This is a genomic window from Pseudomonas guariconensis (assembly GCF_040822035.1).
Taxonomy (GTDB): domain Bacteria; phylum Pseudomonadota; class Gammaproteobacteria; order Pseudomonadales; family Pseudomonadaceae; genus Aquipseudomonas; species Aquipseudomonas guariconensis.
Genome location: NZ_CP162012.1, coordinates 3,237,668 through 3,263,545, shown reverse-complemented (window position 1 = coordinate 3,263,545; position 25,878 = coordinate 3,237,668). Strand labels below are relative to the sequence as shown.

Here is a 25,878-nt window from a genome sequence, read left to right as displayed (position 1 = left end):
TTGCTCGGAGAAAAAGATGGCCTCAAAGTCGTTAGGCACTTTGACTCTGGACGTTATTGCTCAAGTTGGCGGTTTTGTAGCCGGCATGACCAAGGCCGAGCGAAGCTCGCAGAAATGGCGTAAGGAGGTAGAAAAAAACGCCAAGGCGGCTGGCGTAGCTATTGGTGCCGGTATCGCAGCAGGGGTTGCGGCATTGGCCACGTTCACAGTGTCTACCGTCCAGGCTGCAACGGAGATCAGTCGCTTTTCTGCTGTCGCCGGATCAAGTACGACAGAGTTTCAGAAATATGCTGCTGGCGCGAAGACTGTTGGAGTTGAAAACGAAAAACTTGCAGACATCTTCAAAGATGTAAACGACAAAGTCGGCGACTTCCTTTTGAATGGTGGCGGCGAGCTGCAGGACTTCTTTAAAACTATCGCCCCAAAAGTGGGGGTGACGGCTGAGCAGTTTCGCAACCTGTCCGGTCCTCAGGCTTTGCAGCTATTCGCAAACAGCTTGCAGAAGGCAGGCCTCAGCCAGGCCGAAATGACCCAGCAGATGGAATCGCTGGCGAACGATGCGACCCTATTGCTGCCACTGTTGCGGGACAACGGAGCCGGTTTTGCTGTGCTTGGCGATGCTGCCGAGAAGGCTGGCGCAATCATGGATGAGAAGACCATCGCCGCCACTCAAAATTTGGCGGCGGCCGGGTGGCTTGCCGAGCAGTCTATGACTGGCATCAAGAACCAGGTCGCGAGTGCGCTAATGCCTACACTCAGCGATTACTCGGATATTCTATTTGACCTGAGCCAAGACACTGAATCGATGACCATCCTTTCGGATGGTCTCAGGGCTATCCTCGACTTCACTGCCAAGGCTGGGTTAGCGGTTGCTTATGCAATCGAACTAACTGGCCGCTCCGTGACAGGGTTGGTGACCATCGTCGGCGGAGCCTTTGACGGCGTTGATCTTTCGAAGCCCACGGAGGTGCTCGGAAAAATTCGGGAGAACTCGTCCAAGCTCGCGGCCGGAGTGGCCGATGACTTAGACCAGATGGATGCCCGCTACAACAAGCTTTGGGTGAAGATAGATCAGGCTGGATCTTCCGGTCAGGCTAGCGGAAGGATCAAGAAGATCGCTGACGCTCTAGCGCTACTGAATAAAGAGGGTGCCAGCGGAACATTCAAGGCTCCCACTGCCGATGCGCAAGCAGCTGCTAAGGCCGCTGAAACTGCTGCAAAGCAACTTCTGGCACAATTCGAAAGTAGCGAGGAAGGCTACCGCCGCCAGATCGCCCTGATCAACACCGAGGTCGACAAGCGCAAGGACGCCACCGAGGCGGCCAAGCTGCAGTTCGAAGTCGAATCAGGAAAGCTCAAAGGCCTGAGCGCTCAGCAGCAAACCCGCTTGAAGGACCTGGCCGCCGAGCTGGATAAGCTGAAGCAACTGAAGGTGGCCAACGAGGAGAATGCGAAGGCCGCCTCCTACGCGGCTACTTTGGCGGCGGCCAACGCTACGGCCAAATCCGGCCTCGACATGGAATTTGTTGGCGCCGGCATGGGCAGTCAAACCCGCGAACGCCTGCAAGGCATTCTTGAGATCCGCCAGGAGTTCGACCAGAAGTTCGCGGACCTGCAGGCCCAGCGTAACGCCGGCGACATCAGCGAAAGCCTGTTCAAGCGCGAGGCTGAATTACTGCAGTCGTCGTTGAGCGAGCGGCTGTCCATGCAGATGGACTACTACGACCAGCTCGACGAGGCCCAGACCAACTGGTTGGATGGCTCCAAGGACGCCTGGCAGGACTATGCCGACCACGCGCGGGACCTGTCGTCGCAGATGTATGACGTTACCAGCAATGCCCTGGGCAGCCTGGAGGATGAGCTGGTCAGCTTCGTGAAAACTGGCGAGTTCAACTTCAGCAGTTTCGTTGAGGGTATCGCCGATGACTTGCTGCACATGCTCGTCAAGGTCGGACTGCAGATGCTGGTCAACGCCGCGATTGGCGACAGCGCGGCGGCCTCGTCGGCTGCGCTGGCTGCTGCAACCGGTACCGCAATGGCCGCCGCCTATGCGCCAGCGGCCGCCATGGCGTCTCTTGCATCGTTCGGTGCCAACGCCGCGCCGGCCTCCGCTGCGATCACCAGCACCACCGGCCTGGCCAGCAGCCTGGCACTGGTGGGTATGGCTCATGACGGTATCGACAGCGTGCCGCGCGAGGGCACCTGGTTGCTGCAGAAGGGTGAGCGCGTCACCACTGCCGGAACCAGCGCCAAGCTGGACCGGACATTGAGTGACATCCAAGCCCAAGGCGGAAGCAGAGGGCTTCCCGGCAACCTGCCGCCCATTCAGCAGCATTTCCAGATCCAGGGTAGTGCTGACGATGCAACGCTTGCGCGGATCAGGGAGGCGGCTAGTCAGGGCGCCCAGGCCGGGTATCAGATGGTGCTCAAGGACTTCAAGAACAACGGCCCAGCCCGGCAACTGCTGCGTAAGGGCTGATCGACCACCAGGAGTGACTACATGGCAATCGCATGGCCAGATGGCCTGTGCCCGACAGAAATGACCTGGGGCGTCGTCTACAACAATCGGGCGTTCACCTCGACGCTGTCGAACGCTCAGCAGATCGTCGGCTACCCGGGCGCCTACTGGCAGTGCCAGATGACCTTCGGGGCGTTGTCGCGGGAAGAAGAGCGGATCCTGACTGCGTTCATAGGCCGCCTGCAGGGCATGTTCGGCACGTTCAATCTGCCAGCGTTCACCCGGACGCGATCCGACTCGATCGGCGCGCCCAAGGTGGTCACCGCCAACGCCCAGGCCTCCGTGATGCGCCTGAGCGGGGTGACGGCCAACAAGAAGGTTTTCTCCATGGGGGACTACATCACCATCGGCGGGGTGATGTTCGAGGTGGTCGACGATGCGTCTTCTGACGCATCTGGGCAGGTGTTGATCAACGTGAACAAGCCGATTCGCAAGACGATCGCCGCCGGCACTGCAGTTGAGTACCAGGCGCCCTATGCCGAGATGCGGCGCGTCAGTGACAACCATGCCCTGACGCTTCGGCCTTTGGTGGCCAACGGTTCGCTTGAGTTCAGGGAGGCCTTCTGATGGCGGGCGCATTCCCATTCAGTCAGCGGGTGGTGGACATCATCGCCCAAGGCCGATTCATGGCCGTGTACGCCTGCCAGCTCGATTTCCCTGATGGCATGGTCTTCGCCCATACCGGCACGGGTGAGCTGGTGCTGGGCGGCATCACTTACCAGGGCGTGGGCACCTTCGGGGAAGTTGGCCAGGCACAGGAGAGCAGTAACTCCAGTTCGCCCATGAGTGTCGAACTCACCCTCAACGGCCTGGACACCACGATCATCACCGAGACCAGCCTGAAGGGCTGCCGAGGGCGCAATGCGAAACTGATGTTCGTGGTCATCGACCAGGCCGGCGATTACGCCGCCGACATCCTGTTCAGCGGGCGGATGGATGCGGCCCAGTTCGCGTACAGCGGCAATGGCAGCGATGGCAATGCCATCAAGGTGCCGATCATCGACCGCATGGCCGAGTGGAGCCGGACTTCCACCGAGCGCTGGACCGACGAGAACCACCGTGCCCGGCACCAAGACGACCGCTTCTTCTATGCCGTGGCCCAGATGGCCGACTGGCCCATTTACTGGGGCGCCTCCAAGGACGCCCCGAAGTTCACCTACGAGAAGTGACTATGCGAACCCGCGACTGGACAACTCAACTCGCCAACACGATCAAGGCCGCCACTGAGCGGCCTTTTTCATGGGGCGAATTTGACTGCTGCCTGTTTGCCGCGGACTGCGCGGTGGCGGTGTGCGGGACTGATCCGGCGGCGCTGTATCGGGGGCGGTACACCACGGAGACGGGGGCCAAGCGCCTGCTGAAGAAGATCCACGGTTCGCTCGATGCGGCCTGGGATGCCTGCTTCGCGCGGGTCAACCCGGCGTTCATCCAGCGCGGTGATGTGGCGATGTACGACGGCCCTAACGGGCGCGGGGTGGCGGTGTACTGGGCCGGTGAGTTCTGGTCTGTGGCGGAGGATGGGGCAGGGCGGATCGCCTGCGAGCCTCTGGTGGTGTGGAGGGTTGAATGAGCAAGGCAGTCAAAAAGGTTGCCCTGGTCGCTGCTGGCGCCGCCCTGGGCTTTGTCACCGGCGGCGTGGGCTTCGCGATCATCGGCGGCGCCGTTGGCTTGTTCGTTGGCTCGCAGCAGGACGCAGCGCTCAAGGGCGGTCGAGGCGGTACCGGCGAGCCGTCCGCCCAGACCGTGCGGTCGTCGAAGGCGCCGGCACGCTTCATTCTTGGCCGGGTCAGCACTGGCGGTGTCCTGGTATGGGCGCAGGAGCAGACCGGCAACCAAGGCAATGGCGAGTGGGTGCACCTGGTCTATGTGCTGAGCGAAGGCGCGGTCGATGGGCTGGAGAAAATCTACCTCGGCGAGGAGGAGATCGGTACCTATGGGGAGTACGCCTCGTATGAGTTGATCGTGAACCCCACTCAGGTCAACGCCTTTTTGAAGGCAAACTGCCGGGACTGGAAGGATTCGCAGATTGGCCGGGGCCTGTCCTTCGTTCGGCTGTCGCTCAAGCACAATGCGGAGAAGTTTCCCTCGGGCATCCCCAATGTGCGCTTTGTCGTCCGTGGCCGGCGGGATTTGTACGACCCTCGCACCGGCATGACCGGATACAGCGAGAACACCGCCCTTCACCTGTTGTGGTTCCTGCGCGCGCGCTGCAAGGTCCCCGATGACGAGATTGTCTTCGAATCGTTCGCCAGCGCTGCGAACGTGTGCGACGAGGCTGTCGGAAACGCCGACGGCACGACCGGCGTACGCTATCGCACGGGCTGCGTGATCGGCGCCGATGAGCAGCGCACCTCTGTTCTCCAGAAGCTGGAAGAGTCATGCGCTGGGCAATTGATCCGCGTGGGCGGCAAGTGGATGCTGCAGGCTGGCGCCTACTATGGCCCGTACGACTTCGAGATCACCGAGGACATGGTGATCGGCACTGTGTCCGGCTCCACCGAGGTGGGCAATGACGCAGCGATCAACATCGTTACCGGGACCTTCATCGACCCGTCCCAGTCCTGGGCGGAGACCGACTTCCCTGAGGTGCGGGTCCAACAGTGGGTTGACCAGGATGGCGGAGAAGCGTCTGAATCGATGTCGCTTGGTTACGTGACCGATGCCTACCAGGCCCAGCGCCTGGCTAACATCAAGCTGCGTCGCGCCCGCGCTGGCGGCTCTCTGCAAATCCCGATGAACTTCGCTGGCTACAACTGCCGGCCTGGCCGCGTCGTGCGGGTGAACCTGCCGTCGCTGAACATCGTGGGCGAGTGCATCGTTACCGACTGGAACATGGCGTCGGATGACGGCTGCACCGTCACTGTCTCGCAGTACGAGGCAGCGATCTTCGACGATGCGGTGGGCAAGCCTTACAACCCGATTGGCTTCATCAACCTTCCAGCCGGCGGCCTTGGCTCGCCCACGGGCCTCACCTGGACGCAGGACGAGACGGCGGAGATCACCCAGGGGGTGTTGAGCTGGGTGCCGCCATTCGGTGTCGTCACCGGCTACGCCGTGACGGTTCGGCGGGGCGGCGTAGCGGTACAGGCCCGCCAGGTTCCGGAAACCACCATGCAGCTGCCGTTCTCGGGGCTACCCTCCGGCAACTACACGATGAGCGTGGCCGCTCTGGGGCCGCTGGCGCGGTCGGGCGAGGCCAGCATCACGGTTAACATCGACGGCCCACCCGTGCCCGAGGCCTGCGTTGTGCAGTCAACCATCGAGAGCATCTCGCTGTTCCCGAGTAACGTGCAGCATGGCTTAAACGGGGGAACCTATGAATATTTCTACACCATGGACCCGCAGGCCGCTGCAGATCAGGCCGAGTACTTGGGGCAGGGGCTCAGCCTGACGCACACCGGCCTGGCGTTCTTCACCAACTACTACTACTTCATCCGCTCGCGCAACGCATATGGGGTGAGTGGATTCCTGAAGATTGCTGCATCCACGTCCAACGACGTTACGGCAATGTTGGCAGCGCTCGCGGGGCAGATCACGAAAACACAACTCGGTCAGGACCTGCTCGAGGAGATCCAGAAGATCCCCGGCCTTCAGGACCAGATCGATGCGTTGGGCGGCCTGACGGCCTACGACAAGGATTCGGCCTACATCAAGGACCAGATGGTTGTCGCCGACGGAAAGATCTACCAGGCCAAGCAGGCTGTGCCGGCGAACTCGTCCGGGGCGAATGCGCCGCCGAACACCACCTACTGGATCGATGTGGGCCAATCCCTGGTCACGGCCAATGGCTTGGCCCAACAAGTGGCCACCAACACCGTGGACATCAGCACTGTCGACGGAAAGGTCACGGCCCAGGTGGCGTCCTTTGAAGCGCTGCGCGCTTCGACCCGGGATGACGACGGCTCGGGTGCCATGGCAGATGCGCTCAAGGGCTGGGAGAGCACCGCGGCGATCGCCACAGAGAAGCGGGTCCGGTCCACCGAAAACATGGCCATGGCCGAGCGGCTGACCACCTTCGATGCCAGGGTGGCCACGAATGAGGCAAACATTACGTCGCTCGAGCGCGTGGTGGCGACCAACGAATCTGCAACTGCGCAGAAGATCGACCAGCTCAATGTGTCGGTGGGCGAGAACTCGGCCGCCATCCAGCAGACATCGACGGCCTTCGCGGATACCTCCGGGAAGCTGTCGACTATGTGGTCGGTGAAGATGCAGCTGAATGCCCAGGGGCAGTATGTGGCCGCTGGTATTGGCCTTGGTATCGAGAATGGGCCGGCCGGTTTGCAGAGCCAGTTCATCGTCTCGGCAGATCGGTTTGCGGTCACGAGCAACGTCAACGGTGTAGCCAAAGCATTCTTCGCAGTCCAAGGCGGCCAGGTGTTTGTCGATCAGGCGTTCATCAACACCGCGTTCATCCAGCAGATCATCCTCGGCATGACCTTGAGGTCTCAGGCTGTGGATTCGCAGGGCAGGCCGCTGATCGAGCTGAACATGGTCACCGGCGCCGTCACGATCCGAGGCCAATCGGTCGATGGCTCAACCTTGCTGAACAACAACGGCCTGTATGTCTATGACAAGAACGGGGTCGAGCGTACGGCAGTAGGGGGGCTGACCTGATGGCGGCGCAATATGGATTCAGGACGCGGGATGCGTCCGGTGCGATCACGCTGGATACATCGGTGACGCCACTGCGGTCGATCTACACGACCCAGGTGCAGGGGAATGGCGCCTGGGACCAGTACTTCTCGATCCCGCAGATAAAGGCTGGTTCGTTTGTTGTTGTGCAGTCGCCTACAGTGAATATGTCCAGCGGTGTTGAGGCGTGGTGGAGCCCGGGGACCCTTCATTTGAGGCGGGCGCAGAGTTTGAAGTGGACCGTCAAAGTCCTTTCATACGGCGATGCGCCAGACGCAACGACCAAGTATGGGATCAGGGCGCGAAACGACAACAACCTGGTGCAGATCGACAACGTCAACAAGGTCATGAGCGTTGCCGGATCTGGATCGTTCCAGATTGGTCGGCGCGGCCCAGGCGACTACATCACTACCGGACGCGGGAATTTCCCGGCGCCGATAACCACCATTGAAGAGCCATACGTCTTCCTGCGTTCCGATACCGGAATGATGGTCTGCAAGTATCGCGTGCTCGGTTCTCCAGGTGCTTGGACAGGCTTCACCGTAGATGGCTGGTTTGGAGGGTCATTCGCCAACCTTCTCTACACCGTCCACTGGATGGTTGGCTCGGCCAACCCCAGCGGGGACGAAGGCGATTATGGCATCAGGATTCGAAACGGCTCAGGGGAACGGACCTTCAACAGCAATGACAACCTCATCCTGTTGAGCGGTGGAGCTCCATCCTCAGATCGCTTCAGCGTCGCCGGATCGGATGTGGTGACTGGGTCGGTGTTGTGGTCGAGCTTCCAGATGCCCTGGACCGGCAGTGCCAATGACTACTTCCTGGCCTCAACGCTGCTTTCAACCTTCGATGACGGCGCCAATGTTTATGACAACCCTGCCGGGTTTCTCGTCGGCAACCGAAACGTCCTTCAAGCCTACTCAGGCTCATACACCTCAAGCACGAATGCCTCTGGCGTGAACGGACGGACCTTATTCGCCGGGCGCCCAATGCGTCCTCTTTGATTTTCAGGAGCAATCCATGCCTTGGTACAGAACAGGCCAGGTGGCGATCACGGCTGGCCAAACGACGGTGACCGGTACCGGTACCAGCTTTTCAGCGAATGGCAGGGTAGGTGATGGTTTTCTCGGCCCGGACGGTCGTTGGTATGAGATCACCAACATCGCCAGCAATACCGTGCTGAGCATTCTTCCGGCCTATCAGGGCGCCACGGTAAGCGGCGGTAGCTACGCCGTTGCTCCGCTGCAGGGCTACCCTAAGACCTTGGCCGATAAGTTCAACGATATCGCCAACCAGTGGGGCTCAACGCTGGCTGGCCTGGGCACTGTTTCGACTGAGAACGTGGTACCGGTGGCGAAGGGTGGCACCGGGGGAACGACCCAGGCAGATGCTCGTCTGGGCCTGGGTTTGGGTACAGCCTCAACGACAGACTCAACGACATCGACTGAAGATGCCACGCTTGGGCGATCTTTGAGGGTTGGCGACCATGGTGTCGGCCGTACCAATAACGCGACGGGCAACCTGCCGGCGGGCGCCCTGATTGGAGCCATTGCAGCAAACAGCTTCTTTGCGGCAGCTGATTCTGCGCCAAGTGACTGGCCCGGCGGAGCCGGCAACTTACCGATGGGTTTCAACATTTCGCGCTCGGCAAACGTGGGCGCGCAGTTCGCTATGTCTTCCGGTGCTGCGGCCGGCGCCTATCGCCGCGCCCGAATCTCGTCTGCCTCATGGGGTGCATGGGCGAAACTGCTTGAGGCGACCGATTTCGTGACGGTAACGAACGCCAATGGCACAGCCATTCGGCTTCCAGACGGAACTCAAATTTGCCTGCTGAATATCAGTGTCACTGACCAAGCCATCGATTCTTCGTACTCATCCGGCTCCGTACAGCTGTACCAGGGCGTCCGGTCTTGGACTTTTCCGGCGGTATTCACAGCTCCGCCGACAGTAATCCCAGGCGCATTCCGGCACGGTAGCGGGGCATCTTGGTCTGCTCTGGGTGGCACAGTCACAACCAACGCCGCACCTCTGCGCGGTATTGACATCATTTCCCGCGCCGCTGGCCCCACGGTGGTGATCAGCGCCGCCGCTATCGGAAGGTATATGTAGATGATCATCAAACTATCCCCTGGCCTCTCTGACCACACGCTCTCCGTATCCCGGCTGGGCGACATGCTCACCCTGAACAACGTTGCGCTGGATTTTGCGCAGCTGCCGGAGGGGGCGACATTGCCAGCTGAGGCCGTCTCGAGCGAATGGGTGCTCGACCCGATAAAGCGGGAGGGCGGGAAACTCATCGTGTCCTTGCGATTGCCGCATGCGCTCGACGCTCCTCAATCGGCGCTGTTCCCGGACGACATCATCGATCCTCCGGATGGGCCAGTGACTTTGCCGGGTCTTGAAGTAACAGCGCCGCAGCCTTCGGCCACGGGTGTCATCGATTGGTCGCAGCTGATCACCGCGGAGGACAAGGCGCAGGCTGCCGCTGAACAGCTGCTGTCCCATGTGGCGGTAGAGGTGGCGCGGCTTCGTGCTGTGGCGGATTCGGCGATTGCTCCGCTGCAGGACGCTGTTGATCTGGATGAAGCCACTGAGGCTGAGGCCGCGCTGTTGAAGGAGTGGAAGCGCTACCGCGTTGCACTGAACCGCTTGCCAGACCAGCCAGGCTACCCCGGCGAGATCACCTGGCCAGCGCCGCCGGCCTGAGACGCACCACACGAAAGCCCGACCGCCGCCTGGCGGTATTTTTTTGCCTGGAGAAAACCCAATGCGTACATCGCAACGCGGCTTGAGCCTCATCAAGTCGTTCTAGGGTCCGCATCAGGACGCCTTCGATATAGACTCGGTTGAAAACTCTTTTCCTGGTGATGGCGTATTGCTACATTTCGCGCCGAAAAACACCCAAGGATAGAGGTCCGCATGAAACATCTGATTCTTATGTCAATTATTGCCGCCAGCACTGCTTTGAGCGGCTGTGTTGTTCAAAGCTCTTACAGCAAGACAGTCGCCGTAACCAAGGACGCTGACGGGAAAATCGTGCAGACCATTGAAACTGAGACAGTTGTACAGCCTGCCCAAGGCTACCCAATGCGCCTTCAGTTGATCAAAGGCATTCAGCCAAACTGACGAGCGCCTCGTTTAGAGCCCGCCTTGAGCGGGCTTTTTTTTGCCTGGAGAAAACCATGGCTCGACTAACTGAAGCCCAGGTCGGTGGCGCCAATGTGCTCCGGTTCCTAGATCTGATCGCCTTCTCGGAAGGCACCTCGCCCGTCAGGGGCAGCGATGACGGCTACAACGTCCTGTACGGGGGCGGCCTATTCACCAGCTTCCAAGACCATCCCCGCCAGAAGCTTACCTTCCCCATCAACGGCAAGCCGGTGACCAGCACCGCGGCGGGCCGGTATCAGCTGCTGGCGCGCTACTGGGACGCCTACCGCGTGAGCCTGCGCTTGCAGGGCGGATTCACTCCGGAGAACCAGGACCGTGTTGCGCTGCAGCAGATCCGCGAGTGTCGGGCGCTGGAGGACATCAAGGCCGGCCGCATTGCCGATGCGATCGCCAAGTGTTCGAACATCTGGGCCAGCTTCCCGGGCAACACCTACGGGCAGAACCCGCACCGCCTGGACAAGTTGCTGGCGCAATGGGCGAAGCTTGGCGGGGTGTTGGCGTGAGCGGCTGGGGGCTGCGTGCGCTGGCACTCCTGCTGGTGGTGGCCTCCTACTGGGGCGCCTACCAGCACGGCCGGTCTGTCGAACGCGCTGAGGCCGCCACAGCATCGGCTCAGCGCGACAGCGGTGACCGCCTGGCCGAGGTATTGGGCGAGCGCAGCGCCCGGGAGGAAGAACAACGACGCGCCCAGGCGCAGGAGGAGGCGAGAGCCCATGCAAGAGAAGAACATCAGGTGGCTGATGCTGGTGATGCTGGCGCCGATACTGCTGGCCAGCGGTTGCAGCACGACGCAGCCAAGTTCGCCGCCACCGTCCGTTGCCCCGCCACGGATACCGCCGCTATCGCCCGAGGCCAGGCAGCCACCCGCGCCGCCATGGTGCTCTCCGACCTGCTCACACGGGCTGATGCTCGAGCGGGAGAGCTGGCGAAAGCGTATGACCGAGCCCGAATAGCTGGCCAGCAGTGCGAGGCGGAGTATGACGCTATGGTCAGAAGGCCTGCGTCTAGATAGCCATTTCACTCCTCGGCCTCCTTCAGCTCCTTCTTACTTAGATTCTTCCGTGGGTCAAGGTCGTAGCCATCCCTGGTCAGGTCTATGCCGTACCGACACCTCGCCATGTTCATGAGGTGCACATACTCGACGTAGGCACCGTTCGCGCGGCGGAACTCGACCGCGATCTGCTCCTGCAGCCTCTGGTTGATCGCCACCAGCTTCTCGATATTGCGCTTGGCCTTGGCCAACTCGCGCCTGAGCTGGTCGTTTTCATTGCAAAGCATGTGGGATTGGTGCTCGAGCATTTCCTCTCGGGTGGGCATGCCGAGCTCGAACCCAGTTGTGTCGATGTCCATTGGGCACCTGTAGCGATACTGTTTGCATATACAGTATTTGGATTCGCTTGATTCGGCCAGAACCCGGCGACGAGATGTTGCTCTGTTGGGTGTGGGATTGGTGTCGGCAGAGCGCCGGAGGAGGGGTGTTTGGCTGTCTAAAACTGCGTGGAATCTTCTCGGCTTTACTGGGCGAAAATCGCCGAAACCAGATGAAAAGTATTAGACGCTATGAAGGCGAAGGCCGCTGAATGCGCGGCCTTGAGGGAGATTTGAACGCTACTGCTGCATTACCGGGATCTTCGATCTTAGCCGATTCAGTTTCGGCCCATGTCGTCACTTGTTTCGAATTCCTTTACAGCGCGGATAGGTTGAGCAGCCCATGAAACTGCGTCCCGCATACCGTCCGGTTTTTGCAGTTCGCGATCGCATTGAGCTTCCGCAGCGGGGGCAAAGTCCTAATTCGTCCCATTTCTCACGGGGAGGTCTAATAGGAACACTTGGCGGTACCGCGCGAGGTGCAGTTCCTGAGAACCCAGTAGCATTCGGGATAGCTGGCTTGCGATCGGCGGTGTCAGCCTTACGGCCAAATAGCTTGCCAATTGCCCACACTCCGCCCCAAACAATACCTATGAGCAGCAAGACGGCGAACCCGCCTGCGCCACCTCCTCGCCCACCTCGCCCTCCGCCTCTACCACCCCCTCTGCCACCGCCTCTGGCGACCGCTCGGTTGCTAATTAGACCAACCGCCAAGAGCAAGAGTGCGCGCCGCGGCAACTCATTTCGATCCATCGTAAGGTACCAAACTGATATTGGCTAAGCGCCATCATCTTCGATCCGTGCCGATCCCGCAATCTTCAAAGTAGTGAGGTGTCGCTGCAGGGCGACGGTTGGCTAGCGCATCAAATCGCCAGGAAAATCGGTTCCAAAACTAAAACGGCGACCCTTGTACAATGCGGGCTATAGACAAGCGACTCCCGTTTCGTTTTGGAACTGATTTTCTAGTTCGAGCCGCATGAAGCGGCGATTCTTGTATAGGATTGCAAATCCGTCTACGCCGGTTCGATTCCGACCTCGGCCTCCACCATTCAAAAGCCCCGCAGATTAACGTCTGCGGGGTTTTTATTTGCGCGCAAAAAATATCGAAGCCCTAGAAAAATCACACCAGTCCCAAACCTCCTCATTTGAAGGTTTGGCAATGGCCCGACGCTTCAACGTATCGACGGGTGTGCTGGCCAGCCAGGTACTCCGGGCGCATGGAAGCCTTGTTCCAGATTTCGTCTGCCGCATAGAAGTCGCGAGCCTTTTTCTGATTGCGACGCACTAACAGCGCGGCTTGTAGGTCGCAAAAGTCCATGGCGCTCCCCTTGGTTGATGCACGAGGGCGGGAACTAGGATGTCTTTATGTGCCCGAAGTCTGACGCTTAAGCCGTAGAACCCCGAGCAACTGCTCAGCCCTTGGCGTGATGTTTGCTGTTGGTGTTTCGTCCCAGGCAGTGATCACAAGTAGTTCATAATGAATGTGACCTCGCTGTTGGCGGAGCCGGCGCTCATCCCTTTATCATATTGACCAGCATCAGCATTCGGTAGTGTACGGATATATTTTGCATTCAAAGGTAAGGAAAAGCTTCCGCCGTCGCTTGAATATTCGTTAAACACATAGGTTGTGTCTAGTTGTATGGGGGTGTAGTGATCGTCTAGTAATTGAAGGGCAATGCCTTTGGCGGTAGAGCTGTTATTTAGCTTTATAATGCCGAGTGCGCTATTCACCGCCGGGGAATCTGCAGTGGCGGATAAGCTGTAGTTGACTTTCTGGATCCCGCTTGGGCAATTATTGAGTTTTATATAAAATTTTTTGGGCGGGGTGGAGTTTCCGTTGCTCGAGAAAGTGCTTAGATTGTGTTCGCCCATATCTACAGCAATGTTCGGTGTCTCGCATGATTGGAGTATGATGGATGAGCTTTTATCAGTAATCATTGCCAGGGGCCTTACAGTTGCTGACTCGACCTGAATAAAACCCAGGGTTCCGGCCGGTATGGTTGCGCCTGGTGATATACTGCCTGTTTTAATGATGCGTAGGGCATTTGTTGTGGTGTTGAATCCATATCCGCCCGGATTCCTAGTGCTTCCGCCGCCGAATCCTATATAGGGTGAGCCTTGGTATATCCATTGCCAGGACAGTCCTGTATTACCAATCGGGAAATAGGATGTCGTTGCGGAATCGCTTCCTACATTGTTTTTTATTCCTGTTGTGAATGTAGTGGAACATGTGTATGAGGCGTTTCCATAGAAGGTTTGCGGTGGGGACTCATAGATAATGGTGTTGTTTGCTGCGTCCCTGGGGATGGATAGGCTTGAAGGAATACTTATCGATATTTGTTTTTGCGAGTGGCCTTCAAAAAAGTTGCAGGCTGCAAATGAAGACGGTGGTGCAATTATTAGTAAGGCCCAAGTGGCCAAGAGTCTGAGGGACTTCATTATTTGCCAAACCTCTCAGGGTGTTTTCAATTAAATGCTAGGTGCTCGGTTTTTAAGCGAAGGTAAAGCGTTCTTCAGCGCTGGGCTGATGAACTAGGTTGTATGGCGTACTCTAGGCGGCGTAGCAGGTTACAAAGCTTGCTTGGTTATTAAGCGTTGTATATTGGCTCGATGAATGAATCGTCTAAGTTATGCTGTGTCCGCCCTCAGCTTAATCAGACAATTCTGATAAAGCCGCTACTGTGTGTCGCCCGTGGCTTGCTCATCTATCTACGGTGCCGTTACCTGCGTGCTGCATGCCGCGTTGTAATGTGCTCGGGGCGTCGAATGGAAGGCGCTCCCGAGAGTTGGATGCGGCCCTGGCCGCGTTCGGCGCTACCGAATCGGAGAGATTGAGATGTTGGATCCGGAGCAGGCGAAGCTCTACCCAGGTGCGGGTTAGTCTGATTCTCCACTACGGAAATGATGTGTGGAGGTTATTTGATTAGTGATGAAGGGGAGGATGTGGCCACTGAGGCTGGTCGGTATCGCCTTCAGATGATCTAGGCCTGTCAGCTGATCGTAAGGCAACAAAAAGCCCGCTCCATGGCGGGCTCTCTGTGACGGGTGCTGATCCTTCAACTGCGTAGGATTGTAGGGCCAGTGGGTGACGGAATGCTAGAAAAAAGGCCCGCCGGAGCGGGCTGAATGTCCCAACATGAACAAAGTTGACTTTACAGTCAGCTTTGTGAAGAAATCGTGAAAGCGCGCGTTCAAACCATCCCCTTGGAAATCCGCTAGTCGTGCTGTGCTACCTTCGTGGATTGGTGTCCTTTCGATGTTGATTGCTAGAATCCCTTAGTCACTAGGGATCTATCGTAAATGTATCGACTTCCTGTCCTCGTTTGTTCCGCCGTGCTCGTTACGCTGGCTGGGTGCGCATCGCCAGGTCAGCCAACTGGCACCAAGCTAACCCGCAAAACCCCCGAGGTATACGCAGCATGCGTTCTGCCAAAATGGCAGGCCATGGCGCCGCTCACCACTCAAAAATCCATCTCCAATGGTTACCGCATCACAGCGCCCAGCGCAGTGACTTCCGATGATGTGCTTGAGATCGTCAAGTACCATGAGGGAAGCCGCGCAACGTTCTACAAAGGCAGTTTCCTGTCGACCGATAAGCTGCGCACAGCGGCACGAGAGTGTCTGGATTGATGCCCTAAGTCACAGCATTGTGCACCAATGCAAAACCCCGGCACTGCGCCGGGGTTTCGGTAGACGGGGCCAAGTCCCTTTGGCTCGATCGATAATGATCACGTTGCGTGACAAGGGTGTGACAGACTCCCCAGTGGTTACCAATGCATTGGTGGCTACTAACGCGCACCACCCTCGCCACCCATGTGGCGATGTCACGGCATCGGGTTCAAAGTTTGGATACGTCAGTTGTGGGCGCGTCGGCTGGTGTCTCGTCGGTGCTGACCACCTTTGTGGGCAGGGTGGAGAAGGTCACCGCATATTTGCCGAGGTCTTTTTCCTGACGCTGGAAATTGATCGACACTTTTTCGCCTTGCCACGAAAGCACTTCGGCCAAATAGGAGGCCCCGGAAGTCATCTTGATCCAATGGCTATCCTGCTTTGTGGGTTGGCCGAATTGCTCGGTCAGCAGGTCCGTTACCAGATTCAAGCTATTGGCATTGCCACTGAAGACCAGTTCCTGCACCCGGCCACCTGCCAACGTGGCGACCAGCTCGTAGCCTGGGGAAATGGGCAGGTATGGCAAGCCTCGGACCTCGAAGCGGTTCGGGTCGGCGGTAGCGACCCGGCAGGGTTTGTCTGGCCTGGCAACATCGGCGGGGCAGGGAGCAACTTGATTGAGGAAGTCGCCCTGAAGATCGATACCCAGAAACGAGGTCGGCTCCAGTTCCCATGCAGGGCTGTTCTGCTGTGCGTTCGTCCACAGAGGAAGCATGGCGAGCAGGCCCGCCGAAACAGTTAAAAGAGGTAGAGGCTTCATGGAGTCCATTCTTCGAAGAAGATTCAACAAGGGGTGTAGATTACCCACATGCACAGCACATTCAATGCTGTCAATAGGCCTGCTTCGCAGGTGCCCTGCGGAAAAGGAGCAAAACGTTTCTGAAAAGTTCCATACGAAGCGAAAGGGTGTGACGCAGGTCGCGTTTTAGGCGTGGTCGCGCGATGGATCAGAAAAAGAAAAACCCGCCAGGAAGGCGGGTTGAAAGAACGTACGAAGCGGTTTCAGTGTGCCCAGTCGATTGTCAGAAATTCGTGAAGCGCCTGTTCACAGACTGTCGATGACTCTCAAAAATGGGTCAGTTCAAGGCGACTGATCACGCAAACCGAGCCGTCTTCAGCGGGCGTTGAGTCGGTAAAGTCAATCTGGTTGTACACGCCGCCATGGAAGTTAAAGTTCCTTGCGTTCCATGTGCTCGCCAACTGAAGTGCTGGAGAGCGGCCTGTACGGCCATTGCAGGTTGCGCTGAGGATGACTACGCCGCTGGATGAAACTTCGATGATGATCTCGAACGGTGCTCCCAGCGGCACCTCGGTCAGAAAGGTGGTCGTGGGTGCGGTTGCCTGGTTGAATTCGGAGCGAAAGCCGTAAGTGAGCTTGCCTTTGTTCCAGAACACTTTGATGGGTGGGCTGTCATCGTCCTTTACGTGCAGTTGTGAAATCACCACTTTTTGTAACGAGTTGACCTTCTGCAGCGTGAACGTTTGGTGGTTACGGTGGGTAGCGGCGCTGCCCAAGCCCCAATAGACAGGTTCCTTCCATTCGCAACGGGTACGGTGTGTGCTTTTGCTGGCCGCGCCCTTGGTAGGGGCGTTCAGGCGAATGGAACCATCGGGCAATCGCGCGACAAACTCACTCAACGTAGCCAGGGCAACGGCACCGGTGACTTCCAGGGCCACGGGGTTGGTTTCTGATTTAGGGGCAGGCGTGGTGATGATCAGGTTGTCGATGTTCACAGTCATGCGGGTTCTCCTTGATGAAACACAGGTCCACATAGTTGCGAGCATCGAAGCAGGGCATATGGTTCCCACAAAGATTGCGCCGGGAGACCGAATGGGCAAAAAAAGCCCGCCAAGGTGGCGGGCAAGAACGTTTGAAGGGAGAGATTGGAGACTAGCGGTTGAGCGGTTAAGCCAGCGTTAAGCTGTCAACAATTGACCGCGACTGTTGATCGGCCTATACAGGCCTGTTTTGACCTTGGGAGCCCAGCCATGCACGACGAAGACGACCTGCACGAACCCGAGCACGATCATCTGCTCGACCACGAGTTTCTGGAGGAGGATGTCGATCCGGAAGCCGACGCTCATGGAGTACTGGACGAAGCCGAGGAAGATGAAGAGCTTCGGGATGACTTCGATGACGAGGAGCATCCCGCCTGGCACGACGACATCGACGATTGAGTCGTCGTGCCAGTGTTGTGGCCGTCAGCGACGGTCCAGGGAGAAGCGTCCTGCGCCGCTCACCGCCAGTAGTAACAGCCCGCCGACGATGCTCATGTTTTTAAGGAACTGGGTCATGTTGGCGCTGCGCTCCGGGTCGACCATGTTCCAGTATGGATGCCCGATCAATGCAGTGCCCAGAACGAACAACGCGAACAGGAAGGCCAGCGGGCGCGTATAGAAGCCCAGGATCAGCAGGATGCCAACGGCGAACTCCATGATCACTGCAATGGCCGCCGCGAGCATGGGCGCAGGGGCTCCGAGGGAGCTCATGTAATTGACCGTTCCTTCAAAACCGGTCAGTTTGCTCCAACCGGACAGGATGAAAAGGATCATCAGCAATACACGGGCGAGCAGGATGATGATGTCGCGTTGACCATCGAAGAGGGAGTAGCGCATGGTGGCATTCCAGTGAGCGGGGACATGTTCCACTGTAGCAGTCGGTACACGTTCTGCTGGGCATGAAAAAGGCGCCGCAAGGGCGCCTTTTCAGAAGGAGATGGTGCGAGTGGCGGGACTCGAACCCGCAAGGCTCACGCCGACAGATTTTAAGTCTGCTGTGTATACCAATTCCACCACACTCGCACGCTTGAAAGGGTCGTCACGACCGGCGCGCTTCAAGGCAGAAGGGCCTGACAATCAAGCGCGCTTTATAACCCACCGTTATAGACAAGTCAACCGCACCTGCCGTTTCAGGGGGTTAATGCGTGGGCGATCTGACGCAGCGTGCAGGCAGAGGATTTCAGGCCCTGGGTATGGCCATCCATTGCCTGGGCATCGTGTCCGTGCACACGATGGCGAAGGTACCGGGCGTGTCCGGAAAGCCCGCGGCAGACAACTTCCAATTCGTTGGCGGTGCGTTGGAGATCATCTTGCAGGCGCTGCATGCGCAAATTGACGAGCATTTTCGTTCCTGGCTTTGCAAAGGCCGGAGCACTATAGGCCAAGGGCTATCTTGCTGTCATTGAGCCTTGCAAGTCCGTGCTCAGGCCCAACGCGTTGCAACTCTTTGCTGGCCGAACGGGAACCATGACGCGTCCAGGCTTGTCTGTGGCTTACATGGGTGCCGGTCTTTTGACTACGCTCAGTGGATGGCCCTGGTAGTGCCTGCGGAGTCTGCATGGTTTCCAATGAGCGTTCCGATCAGCCGCAAATGCCGCCCAACCGTTATGAGCAGCTGGTTCAATCGGTGGTGGACTATGCCATCTATATGCTCGACCTGTCGGGCACGGTGGTGTCCTGGAACCCAGGCGCCGAACGTATCAAGGGCTACCGTGCCGAGGAAGTGATCGGCCAGCATTTTTCGCTGTTCTTCACCGACCAGGACCGGGCCGAAGGCCGTCCGGAGCATTTGTTGCACCAGGCTTTGGAACAGGGTGTGGCTCAGGATGAAGGCTGGCGCGTGCGCAAGGACGGCACGCAATTCTGGGCCCTGGCAGCACTGGATGTGGTAAGGGACGAAACGGGGCAGGTCATCGGACTGGCCAAAGTTACCCGGGACATCACCGACCGACGTGAGTCGGCCCTGCAATTGGATGCCATCCGCGCCCAGCTATTCCAAGCCCAGAAACTCGAGGCCCTGGGGCAACTCACCGGTGGCCTGGCCCATGACTTCAACAACCTGTTGACCATCATTCTCGGGGCCGCCCGGCTCGCCATGAGTAGCGATGATTTGCAGCGTATCCGCCGGCTGCTTGAACACGTTGTCGATGCCGGGGAACGGGGCACGCAATTGACCCGGCAACTGCTGACGTTCGCCCGTCATCGCCAATTGACCGCGGCGCGTATCGCCCCCGCTGAACTGATCGAGGCCACGCGTGGTCTTCTGCAGCATGGACTGACCCAAGGCATCGTGCTAGAGGAATACCTGCAGCCGGACCTGCCATCGATTGAAGCGGACGCGGGGCAACTGCAGATGGTCTTGCTCAACCTGTTGCTCAATGCCCGTGATGCCATTGACGGCGAGGGACGCATTCGTCTTGCCGTCACCTGTGTCGAGCTGTCCGGCGAGGTGGAGGGGCTGCGGGGACGTTTTGTGCGGTTCGATGTGCAGGACACAGGCCAAGGCATCGATCCGAAGGTGCTGCCGCGAATCTTCGAGCCTTTTTTCACCACCAAGCCCTTCGGCCGGGGCACTGGTCTGGGACTGAGCCAGGTCTATGGCTTTGCCAGGCAGTGCAACGGTGCTATCTGCGTGGACAGCCGGTTAGGCGAGGGTACCTGCATGAGTCTGTACCTGCCCGCATGCCCGGACGTCACCGACCCTGGGTCTCAATGAGTAACCACCATGGCAGAATCACTCAAGCGATTGGCGACAGGCATCGATGGACTGGACGTGCTCCTCAAAGGCGGCCTGATCGCCGGGGCCTCCTATATCGTCCAGGGACCGCCGGGTGCGGGCAAGACCATTCTGGCCAACCAGCTGGCATGCAATCATGTGCGCAGCGGCGGTCGCGTGTTGGTGGCGACCTTGCTCAGCGAGTCCCACGAGAGGTTGTTTCAATACTTGTCGACGCTGGACTTCTTCGATCCTGCGCTGGTCGGCGACCCAATCCAGTTCGTCAGTGCCTTCGATACCTTGGAGCAGGAAGGGCTCGATGCGGTGGTCAGGTTGTTACGCCAGGAGATCGCTCGTCAGCAGGCCAGCCTGCTCATCGTCGATGGGCTGCTCAACGCTCGGGTCCTTGCGGAAACCAGCCTCGATACCAAGAAGTTCGTCTCCGAACTGCAGGGGCACGCCGCCTTTGCCGGATGTACCGTGCTGTTGTTGACCAGCGCCCGACTGCAAGAGGGCAGTCCAGAGCACACCATGGTCGATGGGGTGATCGAGTTGGGCGAACAACTGCTAGGCAGCCGGGCGGTGCGCCAGGTCCAGTTGCGCAAGACGCGTGGCAGTGGCGCACTTTCCGGGCTGCATGAGTGCCTGATCGACCAGGCCGGTCTGCAGGTGTTTCCTCGCCTGGAAGCGCTATACAGCCACCCCAGCCAGACGGGAAGCGATACGCTGACGCGGGTCGGTACCGGTATCGCCACGTTGGACGAAATGCTCGGCGGTGGTGTGGCCAAGGGCTCGGTCAGCCTGGTCATGGGGCCTTCGGGGATCGGCAAGACATCGTTAGGCCTGGCGTTCCTCGGGCCCTGCACTCCCCAGGCCCCGGGCCTGCACTTTGGCTTCTACGAAACACCGGCCCGGCTGCGCCTGAAGGCCGCTGCGCTGGGGCATGACCTCGCCAAGCGTGAACGCGAAGGCAGCCTGGCGTTCTGTTGGCAAACCACCACCGAAGGGCTATTGGACCAGCTTGGCGGATACTTGCTCGAGCGTGTCGAGACACTGGGCGCCCAGCGGGTGGTGATCGACAGCCTGGGCGCGTTCAGTCGCCTGGCGTTCGACCCTGCCCGGCTCAATGCCTTCTTCCGTGCCCTGACCGGCGAGTTGCGTGCCCGTGACGTCAGCGTGCTGCTGACCTGGGAGATGCGCGATATCTTCGGCTCGGAGATCACTGCACCAGCGCCAGATCTTTCGAGCCTCGTCGACAACCTGCTCTTGATGCGTTTCGTCGAACTGGATTCGCAGCTGCGGCGCATGGTCTCGGTGCTCAAGGTGCGCGATAGCCATCATGACCCGGCGCTGCACGAGCTGTGCATCGGTCCTCAGGGAATTGTTTTGCGCAAGGCCTTCGAAGGTGCATGCGGCGTGTTGAGCGGCACGCCCGTGCCCCAGGGGAGCGACTGATGGAATAGGACGATGAACACGATCCTGATCGTCGACGATGAATACCTGATAGCCGATATCCTCGGATTCGCGTTGGAGGATGAAGGCTTTCTGGTGGAGAAGGCGAGCAATGGCCGCAAGGCTTTGGAGGCGCTCAAGGAAAAGCGGGTAGAGTTGGTGATCACCGACTACATGATGCCGCTGCTCAACGGCGAGGAACTGGTCAAGGCGATCCGCGATGAACTGCAGCTACCTGACCTGCCAGTGATTCTCATGAGCGGCGCACAGGCCAACCAGGGACGCATTTGCCCCGAGTTGTTCGTTGCGGTTTTCGACAAACCCATCGACATGGACAGGATGATCGCCAAGGTGCGGGAACTGCTAGACACCTGAGGCGTGGCCGCCCGCGTGAGCGGGCTGAACGGTCAAGCGCGTCCGTGCGACTTGAAGCAAGGTTGTTCAGTGCTGGTCGTCGTTCTTCTCCGGAGCAGGGTTGCCGGCCTGGATACGCTTGAAGATCTCTTCACGATGAACCTGTACATCCTTTGGCGCATCGATGCCGATCCTCACTTGCATCCCTTTGACTCCCAGAATGGTTACTTTGATGTCATCGTCGATGACGATGCTTTCGCCAACCTTGCGGGTGAGTATCAGCATGTAGTTCTCCTTGGTAATGATGAAATCCGCGCGGCCATTTACCGCGGCGGCGGGAGCGTGTCCCTCTTCCTTCTCATTAAAGACGCTTTCCGCGAAGAGTAATTCCCGCGCAGATAAATTCTGTTATCTGTCTTTAGTCGCAGGTGCCGAAACGACCAAGGCGGCCGATCAGCGAAGGTGCTCGCTGGCAAGGATAGGGGGCTTACGCCCAGATGGGAAATTTCTCTGTTTGATAGCGCAAATAGAAGCGAGTAATCACCGATTAATCCCCTAGTAATTGCAGGAAGCGAAGTAAGGCGGCTTCCTCCGCCTCCAGGCCTTGGCGCGCCCTGGCTTTGGGCAAGGTGGCCAGTCGGCCGAGCTGATAATGCTCCAGCACCGCCGGGTGGATATAGCAGCGTCGACACACCGCAGGTGTATTGCCCAGGCGCGTGGCCACCTGCCGGACGATAGCGGCAACCTGGCGGCGGGCCTCGCTTTCCGGTTGCCAGGCCAGGGGGCGCAACAGGTCCAGGGCAAGTGCGCTGCCAGCCCAAGTGCGGTAGTCCTTGGCGGTGAAGTCAGCACCCGTTAGCTGCTGCAGGAACTGATTGACCTCGCTCGAACCCACGGCATGTCGCTGGCCCTGTTCGTCCAAGTACTGGAACAAGGTCTGTCCCGGAAGCTCCAGGCAGCGCTTGATCAGCCGCGCCAGGCGTCGGTCGCGCAGGCTGACATCGTGTTCGACGCCCCGTTTGCCGCGAAACTGAAAGCGCACGGTACTGCCTTGGACCTGTACATGCCGGTTGCGCAAGGTGGTCAGGCCGTAGGAATTGTTTTCCCGCAGGTACTGGCGGTTGCCGATTCGGATCAGCGTGGTGTCGAGCAGGCTGACCACCAGGGCCATGACTTTTTCTCGGTCCAGGCCGGGTCGCGCCAGATGGCTATCCAGTTGCCGGCGCAGCCTGGGCAACGCTTGGGCAAAGGCCAGCATGCGATCGTACTTGTGCTGGTCGCGCAGTTCACGCCATTGGGCGTGGTAGCGATACTGCTTGCGTCCTCGGGCGTCGCGCCCGGTGGCTTGCAAATGGCCCTGGGGATCGGGGCAGATCCAGACGGCGGTATAGGCTGGCGGGATCGCCAGGGCGGCGATGCGGGCCAGCGTCTGGGCGTCGCGTATGCGTTTGCCATCGGTGTCGAAGTAGTGAAAGCGGTCGCGCCAGCGACGCCGAGTCAGCCCCGGTTGGCTGTCATCGACATAGTGCAGGGCTTGGGGCAGTGGGCAATCGAGCATGGGGCAATGTCCATCGACCAGTCACAGGACAATGGACAACGGCTGTCCGGTCAATGCTCAGCCCAGCAGCGCCACCGACTTGATCTGAGCCCACAGTGTCTGCCCGGGGTGCAAGTCAAGCTGGTCTGCCGAATAGCGGGTGATACGCGCCAGCAGGGCATTGCCCGCCGCGTCCAGGCTCACCAGTACATGGGCCGGATTGTCGGCAGCGCGGCATTGAACGACCTGGACAGGCAGGCGGTTGAGAATGCTTGAGGTGCTGTCGGCGGCCAGCGCCAGGCTGACATCGCGTGCCTGCACCTTGAGCCTCAAGGTGCTGCCGATCACCAAGGCGGGATGGGCGATGCGCAGTGTGGGCGCGCAGTCGCCCATCAGGCGCAGATCGAACAGCCCATAGTGCGGGTCATGACCGGCGACCATTCCGTCGAGCACTACACCGGCATCCTCGCCTTGAGCCAAGGGCAGGTCGAGCCTTGCCAGGGTTTCGCTGATCGAGCCGCTGGCCAGTGCCTGGCCCTGTTCCAGTAGCACAAGATGGTCGGCCAGGCGCGCCACTTCATCCTGGGCATGACTGACGTACACCACGGGGATCTCCAGTTCATCGTGCAAACGCTCCAGGTACGGCAGGATCTCGCGTTTGCGCGCAGCGTCCAGGGCGGCCAGCGGCTCGTCCATCAGCAGCAGGCGTGGGCTGCTGAGTAGGGCGCGGGCGATGCCGACCCGTTGAGCCTCGCCTCCTGAGAGGGTCGCGGGACGGCGCTCGAGCAGAGCAGCGATGCCCAGCAGCTCGCAGGCATGAGCCAGGCTGACCTTTCGGTCGGCGCTGGGGACGCGTCGCCAGCCGAACTCCAGATTGCCGCGCACCGATAGATGAGGGAATAAGCTGGCCTCCTGGAACACGTAACCCACCGCTCGTTTGTGCGGTGCCAGGAAATAGCCTTTGGCGCTGTCTTCCCAGACTTCGCCGTTGACTTCGATGTAGGCGTGCTGGGCGCGCTCGAGGCCCGCCAGACAGCGCAGGCAGGATGTCTTGCCCGAGCCTGAATGGCCGAACAGGGCACTGACGCCGCGTCCAGGCAGATTCAGGTCGACGTTCAGGTTGAACTCGCCGCGCGCCAGGTCCAGGCGCGCCAGGATCGACGAAGGCATCTCAGCTCCAGCCTGCTCTTGCACGGCGACCTGCATAGAGCATCAGTAGCACCAGGAAGGAAAACACCAGCATGACGCCTGCCAGCCAATGCGCCTGCGGATAGGCCATGGCCTCGACATGATCGAAGATCTGCACCGAGACCACGCGGGTCTTGTCGGGGATGTTGCCGCCGATCATCAAGACCACGCCGAACTCACCGACAGTGTGGGCGAAACCAAGGACACTGGCGGTGACAAAACCGGGCCGGGCGAGCGGCAATACCACATGGACGAAGGTGTCCCAGGGGCTGGCGCGCAAGGTCGCGGCAACTTCCAGCGGACGCTGGCCGATGGCGGCGAAGGCATTTTGCAGCGGCTGGACCACGAAGGGCATGGAATACACCACTGAGCCGATCACCAACCCGCTGAAGCTGAATACCACGCTGCCCAACCCCAATGCCTGGGTAGCCTGGCCTAGCCAGCCGTGCGGGCCGAGGGCGATCAGTAGATAGAAGCCGATCACCGTGGGCGGCAGTACCAGCGGCAGGGCCACCACCGCACCGATAGGACCACGCAGCCATGAGCGTGTCCGCGCCAGCCACCAGGCGATGGGCGTGCCCAGCACCAACAGGATCAAGGTGGTCAGGCTGGCCAGTTTGATGGTCAGCCAGATCGCACCCAGGTCGCTGGCGTCCAGTGGCATCAGAGGTCATACCCGTAGGACTTGATCACCGCAGCCGCTTTCGGGCCCTTGAGGTAATCGAACAGGGCCTTGGCGGCCGGGTTGTCCTTGCCCTTTTCGAGAATCACCGCGTCCTGGCGGATCGGCTCGTGCAACGGCGCCGGCACGATCCAGGCCGAGCCGCTCTGCAACTTGCCATCCTTGTAGATCTGCGACAGGGCGACGAAGCCGAGCTCGGCATTGCCTGTGGAGACGAACTGGAAGGCCTGGGTGATGTTCTGGCCCTCGACCAGCTTGGCCTGGGTGGTTTCGGTCAAATTGAGCTTGTCCAGCACTTGGGTGGCGGCCAGGCCATAGGGGGCGGTCTTGGGGTTAGCGATGGCCAGGTGCTGAAAGGTGTTCTGCTTGAGGATCTCGCCTTTGTCATCCACATATCCAGGTTTGGCCGACCACAGAGCCAGGGTGCCGATGGCATAGGTGAAGCGCGAGCCGGGGACAATGGCCTTTTCCTGCTCGAGCTTGGCCGGCGTGCTGTCGTCGGCGGCGAGGAAGACGTCAAAGGGGGCGCCATTCTTGATCTGTGCATAGAACTGGCCGGTGGCGCCGGAGGCGACCACCAGCTTGTGGCCGGTGTCTTTCTCGAAATCCTTGGCGATGGCCTGGAGGGGCGCGGTGAAGTTGGCTGCGACGGCCACTTGGACTTCATCAGCCCAGGCGCTATTGAGCGTAATCAGGCCGGCCAGGACGCCAGCGGCCAAGGTGGACAGGCGGATGAGCATGCAGAGGGGCTCCTTGGGGGTATCGTTATGGTGCTGACTATATAGCGATAGGCCGCCGGACAGGAAGAGGCA

The 25,878-nt window shown here is 59.5% G+C and carries 29 protein-coding genes and 1 tRNA gene; 16 read left to right on the top strand and 14 right to left on the bottom strand.

Annotation, left to right across the window (positions count from 1 at the left end):
* Positions 1–16 precede the first annotated feature (16 nt).
* The 11 genes from AB1N67_RS14855 (at position 17) to AB1N67_RS14805 (ending at position 11,333) form a co-directional block, all read left to right on the top strand.
* Positions 17–2,479 (top strand): phage tail tape measure protein, encoded by a 2,463-nt coding sequence (locus AB1N67_RS14855; protein ID WP_367863117.1) that lies wholly within the window; start codon positions 17–19, stop codon positions 2,477–2,479.
* 21 nt (positions 2,480–2,500) lie between these two features.
* Positions 2,501–3,085, top strand: coding sequence for a hypothetical protein (locus tag AB1N67_RS14850; protein WP_250033850.1), 585 nt, complete (start codon positions 2,501–2,503; stop codon positions 3,083–3,085).
* Positions 3,085–3,687 (top strand): hypothetical protein, encoded by a 603-nt coding sequence (locus AB1N67_RS14845; RefSeq protein WP_250342646.1) that lies wholly within the window; start codon positions 3,085–3,087, stop codon positions 3,685–3,687. The genes AB1N67_RS14850 and AB1N67_RS14845 overlap by 1 nt, the downstream gene beginning before the upstream one ends.
* 2 nt (positions 3,688–3,689) lie before the next feature.
* Entirely contained in the window at positions 3,690–4,088 is a 399-nt protein-coding gene (locus tag AB1N67_RS14840) for a hypothetical protein (protein ID WP_250033631.1), read from the top strand.
* Positions 4,085–7,135, top strand: coding sequence for a DUF1983 domain-containing protein (locus tag AB1N67_RS14835; protein WP_367863116.1), 3,051 nt, complete (start codon positions 4,085–4,087; stop codon positions 7,133–7,135). Before AB1N67_RS14840 ends, AB1N67_RS14835 begins: the two co-directional genes overlap by 4 nt.
* Positions 7,135–8,157: a hypothetical protein gene (locus AB1N67_RS14830; protein WP_367863115.1), complete on the top strand. Its 1,023-nt coding sequence runs from the start codon at positions 7,135–7,137 to the stop codon at positions 8,155–8,157. Before AB1N67_RS14835 ends, AB1N67_RS14830 begins: the two co-directional genes overlap by 1 nt.
* Positions 8,158–8,173: 16 nt before the next feature.
* A complete protein-coding gene (locus tag AB1N67_RS14825; RefSeq protein WP_367863114.1) occupies positions 8,174–9,262 on the top strand; it encodes a hypothetical protein in 1,089 nt (362 codons plus the stop codon).
* On the top strand, positions 9,263–9,859 hold the full coding sequence (locus tag AB1N67_RS14820; protein ID WP_367863113.1) for a tail fiber assembly protein: 597 nt from the start codon (positions 9,263–9,265) through the stop codon (positions 9,857–9,859).
* A gap of 240 nt (positions 9,860–10,099) precedes the next feature.
* Entirely contained in the window at positions 10,100–10,279 is a 180-nt protein-coding gene (locus AB1N67_RS14815) for a hypothetical protein (protein ID WP_367863865.1), read from the top strand.
* Between the two features lie 56 nt (positions 10,280–10,335).
* The gene (locus AB1N67_RS14810; protein ID WP_367863112.1) at positions 10,336–10,824 is read left to right on the top strand and encodes a glycoside hydrolase family protein; all 489 of its coding nucleotides are present in this window, start codon (positions 10,336–10,338) and stop codon (positions 10,822–10,824) included.
* Positions 10,794–11,333 (top strand): DUF2514 domain-containing protein, encoded by a 540-nt coding sequence (locus tag AB1N67_RS14805; protein ID WP_367863111.1) that lies wholly within the window; start codon positions 10,794–10,796, stop codon positions 11,331–11,333. Before AB1N67_RS14810 ends, AB1N67_RS14805 begins: the two co-directional genes overlap by 31 nt.
* A 5-nt stretch (positions 11,334–11,338) precedes the next feature.
* Here the strand turns inward: AB1N67_RS14805 and AB1N67_RS14800 are convergent, their stop codons facing one another.
* The 4 genes from AB1N67_RS14800 to AB1N67_RS14785 form a co-directional block, all read right to left on the bottom strand.
* Positions 11,339–11,671 carry a hypothetical protein gene (locus AB1N67_RS14800; RefSeq protein WP_367863110.1) on the bottom strand — a complete coding sequence of 111 codons (333 nt, stop codon included), beginning with the start codon at positions 11,669–11,671 and terminating at the stop codon, positions 11,339–11,341.
* 315 nt (positions 11,672–11,986) lie between these two features.
* Positions 11,987–12,442 (bottom strand): topoisomerase DNA-binding C4 zinc finger domain-containing protein, encoded by a 456-nt coding sequence (locus AB1N67_RS14795; RefSeq protein WP_367863109.1) that lies wholly within the window; start codon positions 12,440–12,442, stop codon positions 11,987–11,989.
* Positions 12,443–12,830: 388 nt separating this feature from the next.
* Positions 12,831–13,007, bottom strand: coding sequence for a hypothetical protein (locus tag AB1N67_RS14790; protein WP_182815486.1), 177 nt, complete (start codon positions 13,005–13,007; stop codon positions 12,831–12,833).
* A 143-nt stretch (positions 13,008–13,150) separates the two neighbouring features.
* The gene (locus AB1N67_RS14785) at positions 13,151–14,128 is read right to left on the bottom strand and encodes a fimbrial protein (RefSeq protein ID WP_182815484.1); all 978 of its coding nucleotides are present in this window, start codon (positions 14,126–14,128) and stop codon (positions 13,151–13,153) included.
* Positions 14,129–14,989: 861 nt separating this feature from the next.
* On the opposite strand from AB1N67_RS14785, the gene AB1N67_RS14780 reads away from it, so the two are divergent.
* Positions 14,990–15,319 (top strand): hypothetical protein, encoded by a 330-nt coding sequence (locus AB1N67_RS14780; protein ID WP_090344558.1) that lies wholly within the window; start codon positions 14,990–14,992, stop codon positions 15,317–15,319.
* A gap of 208 nt (positions 15,320–15,527) precedes the next feature.
* On the opposite strand, the gene AB1N67_RS14775 is transcribed toward AB1N67_RS14780, so the two are convergent.
* The gene (locus tag AB1N67_RS14775; protein WP_139205749.1) at positions 15,528–16,118 is read right to left on the bottom strand and encodes a hypothetical protein; all 591 of its coding nucleotides are present in this window, start codon (positions 16,116–16,118) and stop codon (positions 15,528–15,530) included.
* A 305-nt stretch (positions 16,119–16,423) separates the two neighbouring features.
* Positions 16,424–17,098: a polysaccharide lyase family 7 protein gene (locus tag AB1N67_RS14770; RefSeq protein WP_090344561.1), complete on the bottom strand. Its 675-nt coding sequence runs from the start codon at positions 17,096–17,098 to the stop codon at positions 16,424–16,426.
* Between the two features lie 249 nt (positions 17,099–17,347).
* Between AB1N67_RS14770 and AB1N67_RS14765 the strand changes: the two genes are divergently transcribed.
* Positions 17,348–17,536, top strand: coding sequence for a hypothetical protein (locus AB1N67_RS14765; protein ID WP_043211724.1), 189 nt, complete (start codon positions 17,348–17,350; stop codon positions 17,534–17,536).
* Positions 17,537–17,560: 24 nt separating this feature from the next.
* On the opposite strand, the gene AB1N67_RS14760 is transcribed toward AB1N67_RS14765, so the two are convergent.
* From AB1N67_RS14760 to AB1N67_RS14750, 3 genes are all read right to left on the bottom strand, one after another.
* Entirely contained in the window at positions 17,561–17,974 is a 414-nt protein-coding gene (locus AB1N67_RS14760) for a DoxX family protein (RefSeq protein ID WP_043211726.1), read from the bottom strand.
* Positions 17,975–18,075: 101 nt separating this feature from the next.
* Positions 18,076–18,160 (bottom strand) — tRNA-Leu (locus AB1N67_RS14755).
* A 107-nt stretch (positions 18,161–18,267) separates the two neighbouring features.
* Entirely contained in the window at positions 18,268–18,480 is a 213-nt protein-coding gene (locus AB1N67_RS14750; RefSeq protein ID WP_090344564.1) for a hypothetical protein, read from the bottom strand.
* 215 nt (positions 18,481–18,695) lie between these two features.
* Between AB1N67_RS14750 and AB1N67_RS14745 the strand changes: the two genes are divergently transcribed.
* From AB1N67_RS14745 to AB1N67_RS14735, 3 genes are read left to right on the top strand one after another with little or no spacing between them, the layout of a single operon-like run.
* Positions 18,696–19,853: a nitrogen regulation protein NR(II) gene (locus tag AB1N67_RS14745; RefSeq protein WP_043211728.1), complete on the top strand. Its 1,158-nt coding sequence runs from the start codon at positions 18,696–18,698 to the stop codon at positions 19,851–19,853.
* A 9-nt stretch (positions 19,854–19,862) separates the two neighbouring features.
* The gene (locus AB1N67_RS14740; protein ID WP_367863108.1) at positions 19,863–21,308 is read left to right on the top strand and encodes an ATPase domain-containing protein; all 1,446 of its coding nucleotides are present in this window, start codon (positions 19,863–19,865) and stop codon (positions 21,306–21,308) included.
* Between the two features lie 12 nt (positions 21,309–21,320).
* Positions 21,321–21,680 (top strand): response regulator, encoded by a 360-nt coding sequence (locus AB1N67_RS14735; RefSeq protein WP_367863107.1) that lies wholly within the window; start codon positions 21,321–21,323, stop codon positions 21,678–21,680.
* Between the two features lie 66 nt (positions 21,681–21,746).
* Here the strand turns inward: AB1N67_RS14735 and csrA are convergent, their stop codons facing one another.
* The 5 genes from csrA to modA all read right to left on the bottom strand — a co-directional run bounded on the left by csrA (position 21,747) and on the right by modA (position 25,806).
* Positions 21,747–21,944, bottom strand: coding sequence for a carbon storage regulator CsrA (gene csrA, locus AB1N67_RS14730; RefSeq protein WP_043211735.1), 198 nt, complete (start codon positions 21,942–21,944; stop codon positions 21,747–21,749).
* 262 nt (positions 21,945–22,206) lie between these two features.
* Complete coding sequence (locus tag AB1N67_RS14725) at positions 22,207–23,217, bottom strand: DNA topoisomerase IB (RefSeq protein ID WP_043211737.1); 1,011 nt, start codon at positions 23,215–23,217, stop codon at positions 22,207–22,209.
* Between the two features lie 57 nt (positions 23,218–23,274).
* Positions 23,275–24,366 (bottom strand): molybdenum ABC transporter ATP-binding protein, encoded by a 1,092-nt coding sequence (gene modC / locus AB1N67_RS14720; RefSeq protein ID WP_367863106.1) that lies wholly within the window; start codon positions 24,364–24,366, stop codon positions 23,275–23,277.
* 1 nt (position 24,367) lies between these two features.
* Positions 24,368–25,048 carry a molybdate ABC transporter permease subunit gene (modB, locus tag AB1N67_RS14715; protein ID WP_043211743.1) on the bottom strand — a complete coding sequence of 227 codons (681 nt, stop codon included), beginning with the start codon at positions 25,046–25,048 and terminating at the stop codon, positions 24,368–24,370.
* Positions 25,048–25,806 (bottom strand): molybdate ABC transporter substrate-binding protein, encoded by a 759-nt coding sequence (gene modA, locus AB1N67_RS14710; RefSeq protein WP_043211745.1) that lies wholly within the window; start codon positions 25,804–25,806, stop codon positions 25,048–25,050. The genes modB and modA overlap by 1 nt, the downstream gene beginning before the upstream one ends.
* Between the last annotated feature and the right edge of the window lie 72 nt (positions 25,807–25,878).

What these genes read in the sequence shown, in the direction of transcription:
- AB1N67_RS14825 (WP_367863114.1), top strand. Translation starts at nt 8,174, where the DNA reads ATGCCTTGGTACAGAACAGGCCAGGTGGCGATCACGGCTGGCCAAACG.
- AB1N67_RS14760 (WP_043211726.1), bottom strand. Translation starts at nt 17,974, where the DNA reads ATGCGCTACTCCCTCTTCGATGGTCAACGCGACATCATCATCCTGCTC.
- AB1N67_RS14800 (WP_367863110.1), bottom strand. Translation starts at nt 11,671, where the DNA reads ATGGACATCGACACAACTGGGTTCGAGCTCGGCATGCCCACCCGAGAG.
- AB1N67_RS14820 (WP_367863113.1), top strand. Translation starts at nt 9,263, where the DNA reads ATGATCATCAAACTATCCCCTGGCCTCTCTGACCACACGCTCTCCGTA.
- AB1N67_RS14775 (WP_139205749.1), bottom strand. Translation starts at nt 16,118, where the DNA reads ATGAAGCCTCTACCTCTTTTAACTGTTTCGGCGGGCCTGCTCGCCATG.
- AB1N67_RS14795 (WP_367863109.1), bottom strand. Translation starts at nt 12,442, where the DNA reads ATGGATCGAAATGAGTTGCCGCGGCGCGCACTCTTGCTCTTGGCGGTT.
- AB1N67_RS14745 (WP_043211728.1), top strand. Translation starts at nt 18,696, where the DNA reads ATGGTTTCCAATGAGCGTTCCGATCAGCCGCAAATGCCGCCCAACCGT.
- AB1N67_RS14850 (WP_250033850.1), top strand. Translation starts at nt 2,501, where the DNA reads ATGGCAATCGCATGGCCAGATGGCCTGTGCCCGACAGAAATGACCTGG.
- AB1N67_RS14750 (WP_090344564.1), bottom strand. Translation starts at nt 18,480, where the DNA reads ATGCTCGTCAATTTGCGCATGCAGCGCCTGCAAGATGATCTCCAACGC.
- AB1N67_RS14810 (WP_367863112.1), top strand. Translation starts at nt 10,336, where the DNA reads ATGGCTCGACTAACTGAAGCCCAGGTCGGTGGCGCCAATGTGCTCCGG.
- AB1N67_RS14725 (WP_043211737.1), bottom strand. Translation starts at nt 23,217, where the DNA reads ATGCTCGATTGCCCACTGCCCCAAGCCCTGCACTATGTCGATGACAGC.
- AB1N67_RS14790 (WP_182815486.1), bottom strand. Translation starts at nt 13,007, where the DNA reads ATGGACTTTTGCGACCTACAAGCCGCGCTGTTAGTGCGTCGCAATCAG.
- AB1N67_RS14805 (WP_367863111.1), top strand. Translation starts at nt 10,794, where the DNA reads ATGGGCGAAGCTTGGCGGGGTGTTGGCGTGAGCGGCTGGGGGCTGCGT.
- AB1N67_RS14735 (WP_367863107.1), top strand. Translation starts at nt 21,321, where the DNA reads ATGAACACGATCCTGATCGTCGACGATGAATACCTGATAGCCGATATC.
- modA (WP_043211745.1), bottom strand. Translation starts at nt 25,806, where the DNA reads ATGCTCATCCGCCTGTCCACCTTGGCCGCTGGCGTCCTGGCCGGCCTG.
- AB1N67_RS14770 (WP_090344561.1), bottom strand. Translation starts at nt 17,098, where the DNA reads ATGACTGTGAACATCGACAACCTGATCATCACCACGCCTGCCCCTAAA.
- AB1N67_RS14740 (WP_367863108.1), top strand. Translation starts at nt 19,863, where the DNA reads ATGGCAGAATCACTCAAGCGATTGGCGACAGGCATCGATGGACTGGAC.
- AB1N67_RS14785 (WP_182815484.1), bottom strand. Translation starts at nt 14,128, where the DNA reads ATGAAGTCCCTCAGACTCTTGGCCACTTGGGCCTTACTAATAATTGCA.
- AB1N67_RS14835 (WP_367863116.1), top strand. Translation starts at nt 4,085, where the DNA reads ATGAGCAAGGCAGTCAAAAAGGTTGCCCTGGTCGCTGCTGGCGCCGCC.
- AB1N67_RS14780 (WP_090344558.1), top strand. Translation starts at nt 14,990, where the DNA reads ATGTATCGACTTCCTGTCCTCGTTTGTTCCGCCGTGCTCGTTACGCTG.
- csrA (WP_043211735.1), bottom strand. Translation starts at nt 21,944, where the DNA reads ATGCTGATACTCACCCGCAAGGTTGGCGAAAGCATCGTCATCGACGAT.
- AB1N67_RS14855 (WP_367863117.1), top strand. Translation starts at nt 17, where the DNA reads ATGGCCTCAAAGTCGTTAGGCACTTTGACTCTGGACGTTATTGCTCAA.
- AB1N67_RS14765 (WP_043211724.1), top strand. Translation starts at nt 17,348, where the DNA reads ATGCACGACGAAGACGACCTGCACGAACCCGAGCACGATCATCTGCTC.
- AB1N67_RS14830 (WP_367863115.1), top strand. Translation starts at nt 7,135, where the DNA reads ATGGCGGCGCAATATGGATTCAGGACGCGGGATGCGTCCGGTGCGATC.
- modC (WP_367863106.1), bottom strand. Translation starts at nt 24,366, where the DNA reads ATGCCTTCGTCGATCCTGGCGCGCCTGGACCTGGCGCGCGGCGAGTTC.
- AB1N67_RS14840 (WP_250033631.1), top strand. Translation starts at nt 3,690, where the DNA reads ATGCGAACCCGCGACTGGACAACTCAACTCGCCAACACGATCAAGGCC.
- modB (WP_043211743.1), bottom strand. Translation starts at nt 25,048, where the DNA reads ATGCCACTGGACGCCAGCGACCTGGGTGCGATCTGGCTGACCATCAAA.
- AB1N67_RS14845 (WP_250342646.1), top strand. Translation starts at nt 3,085, where the DNA reads ATGGCGGGCGCATTCCCATTCAGTCAGCGGGTGGTGGACATCATCGCC.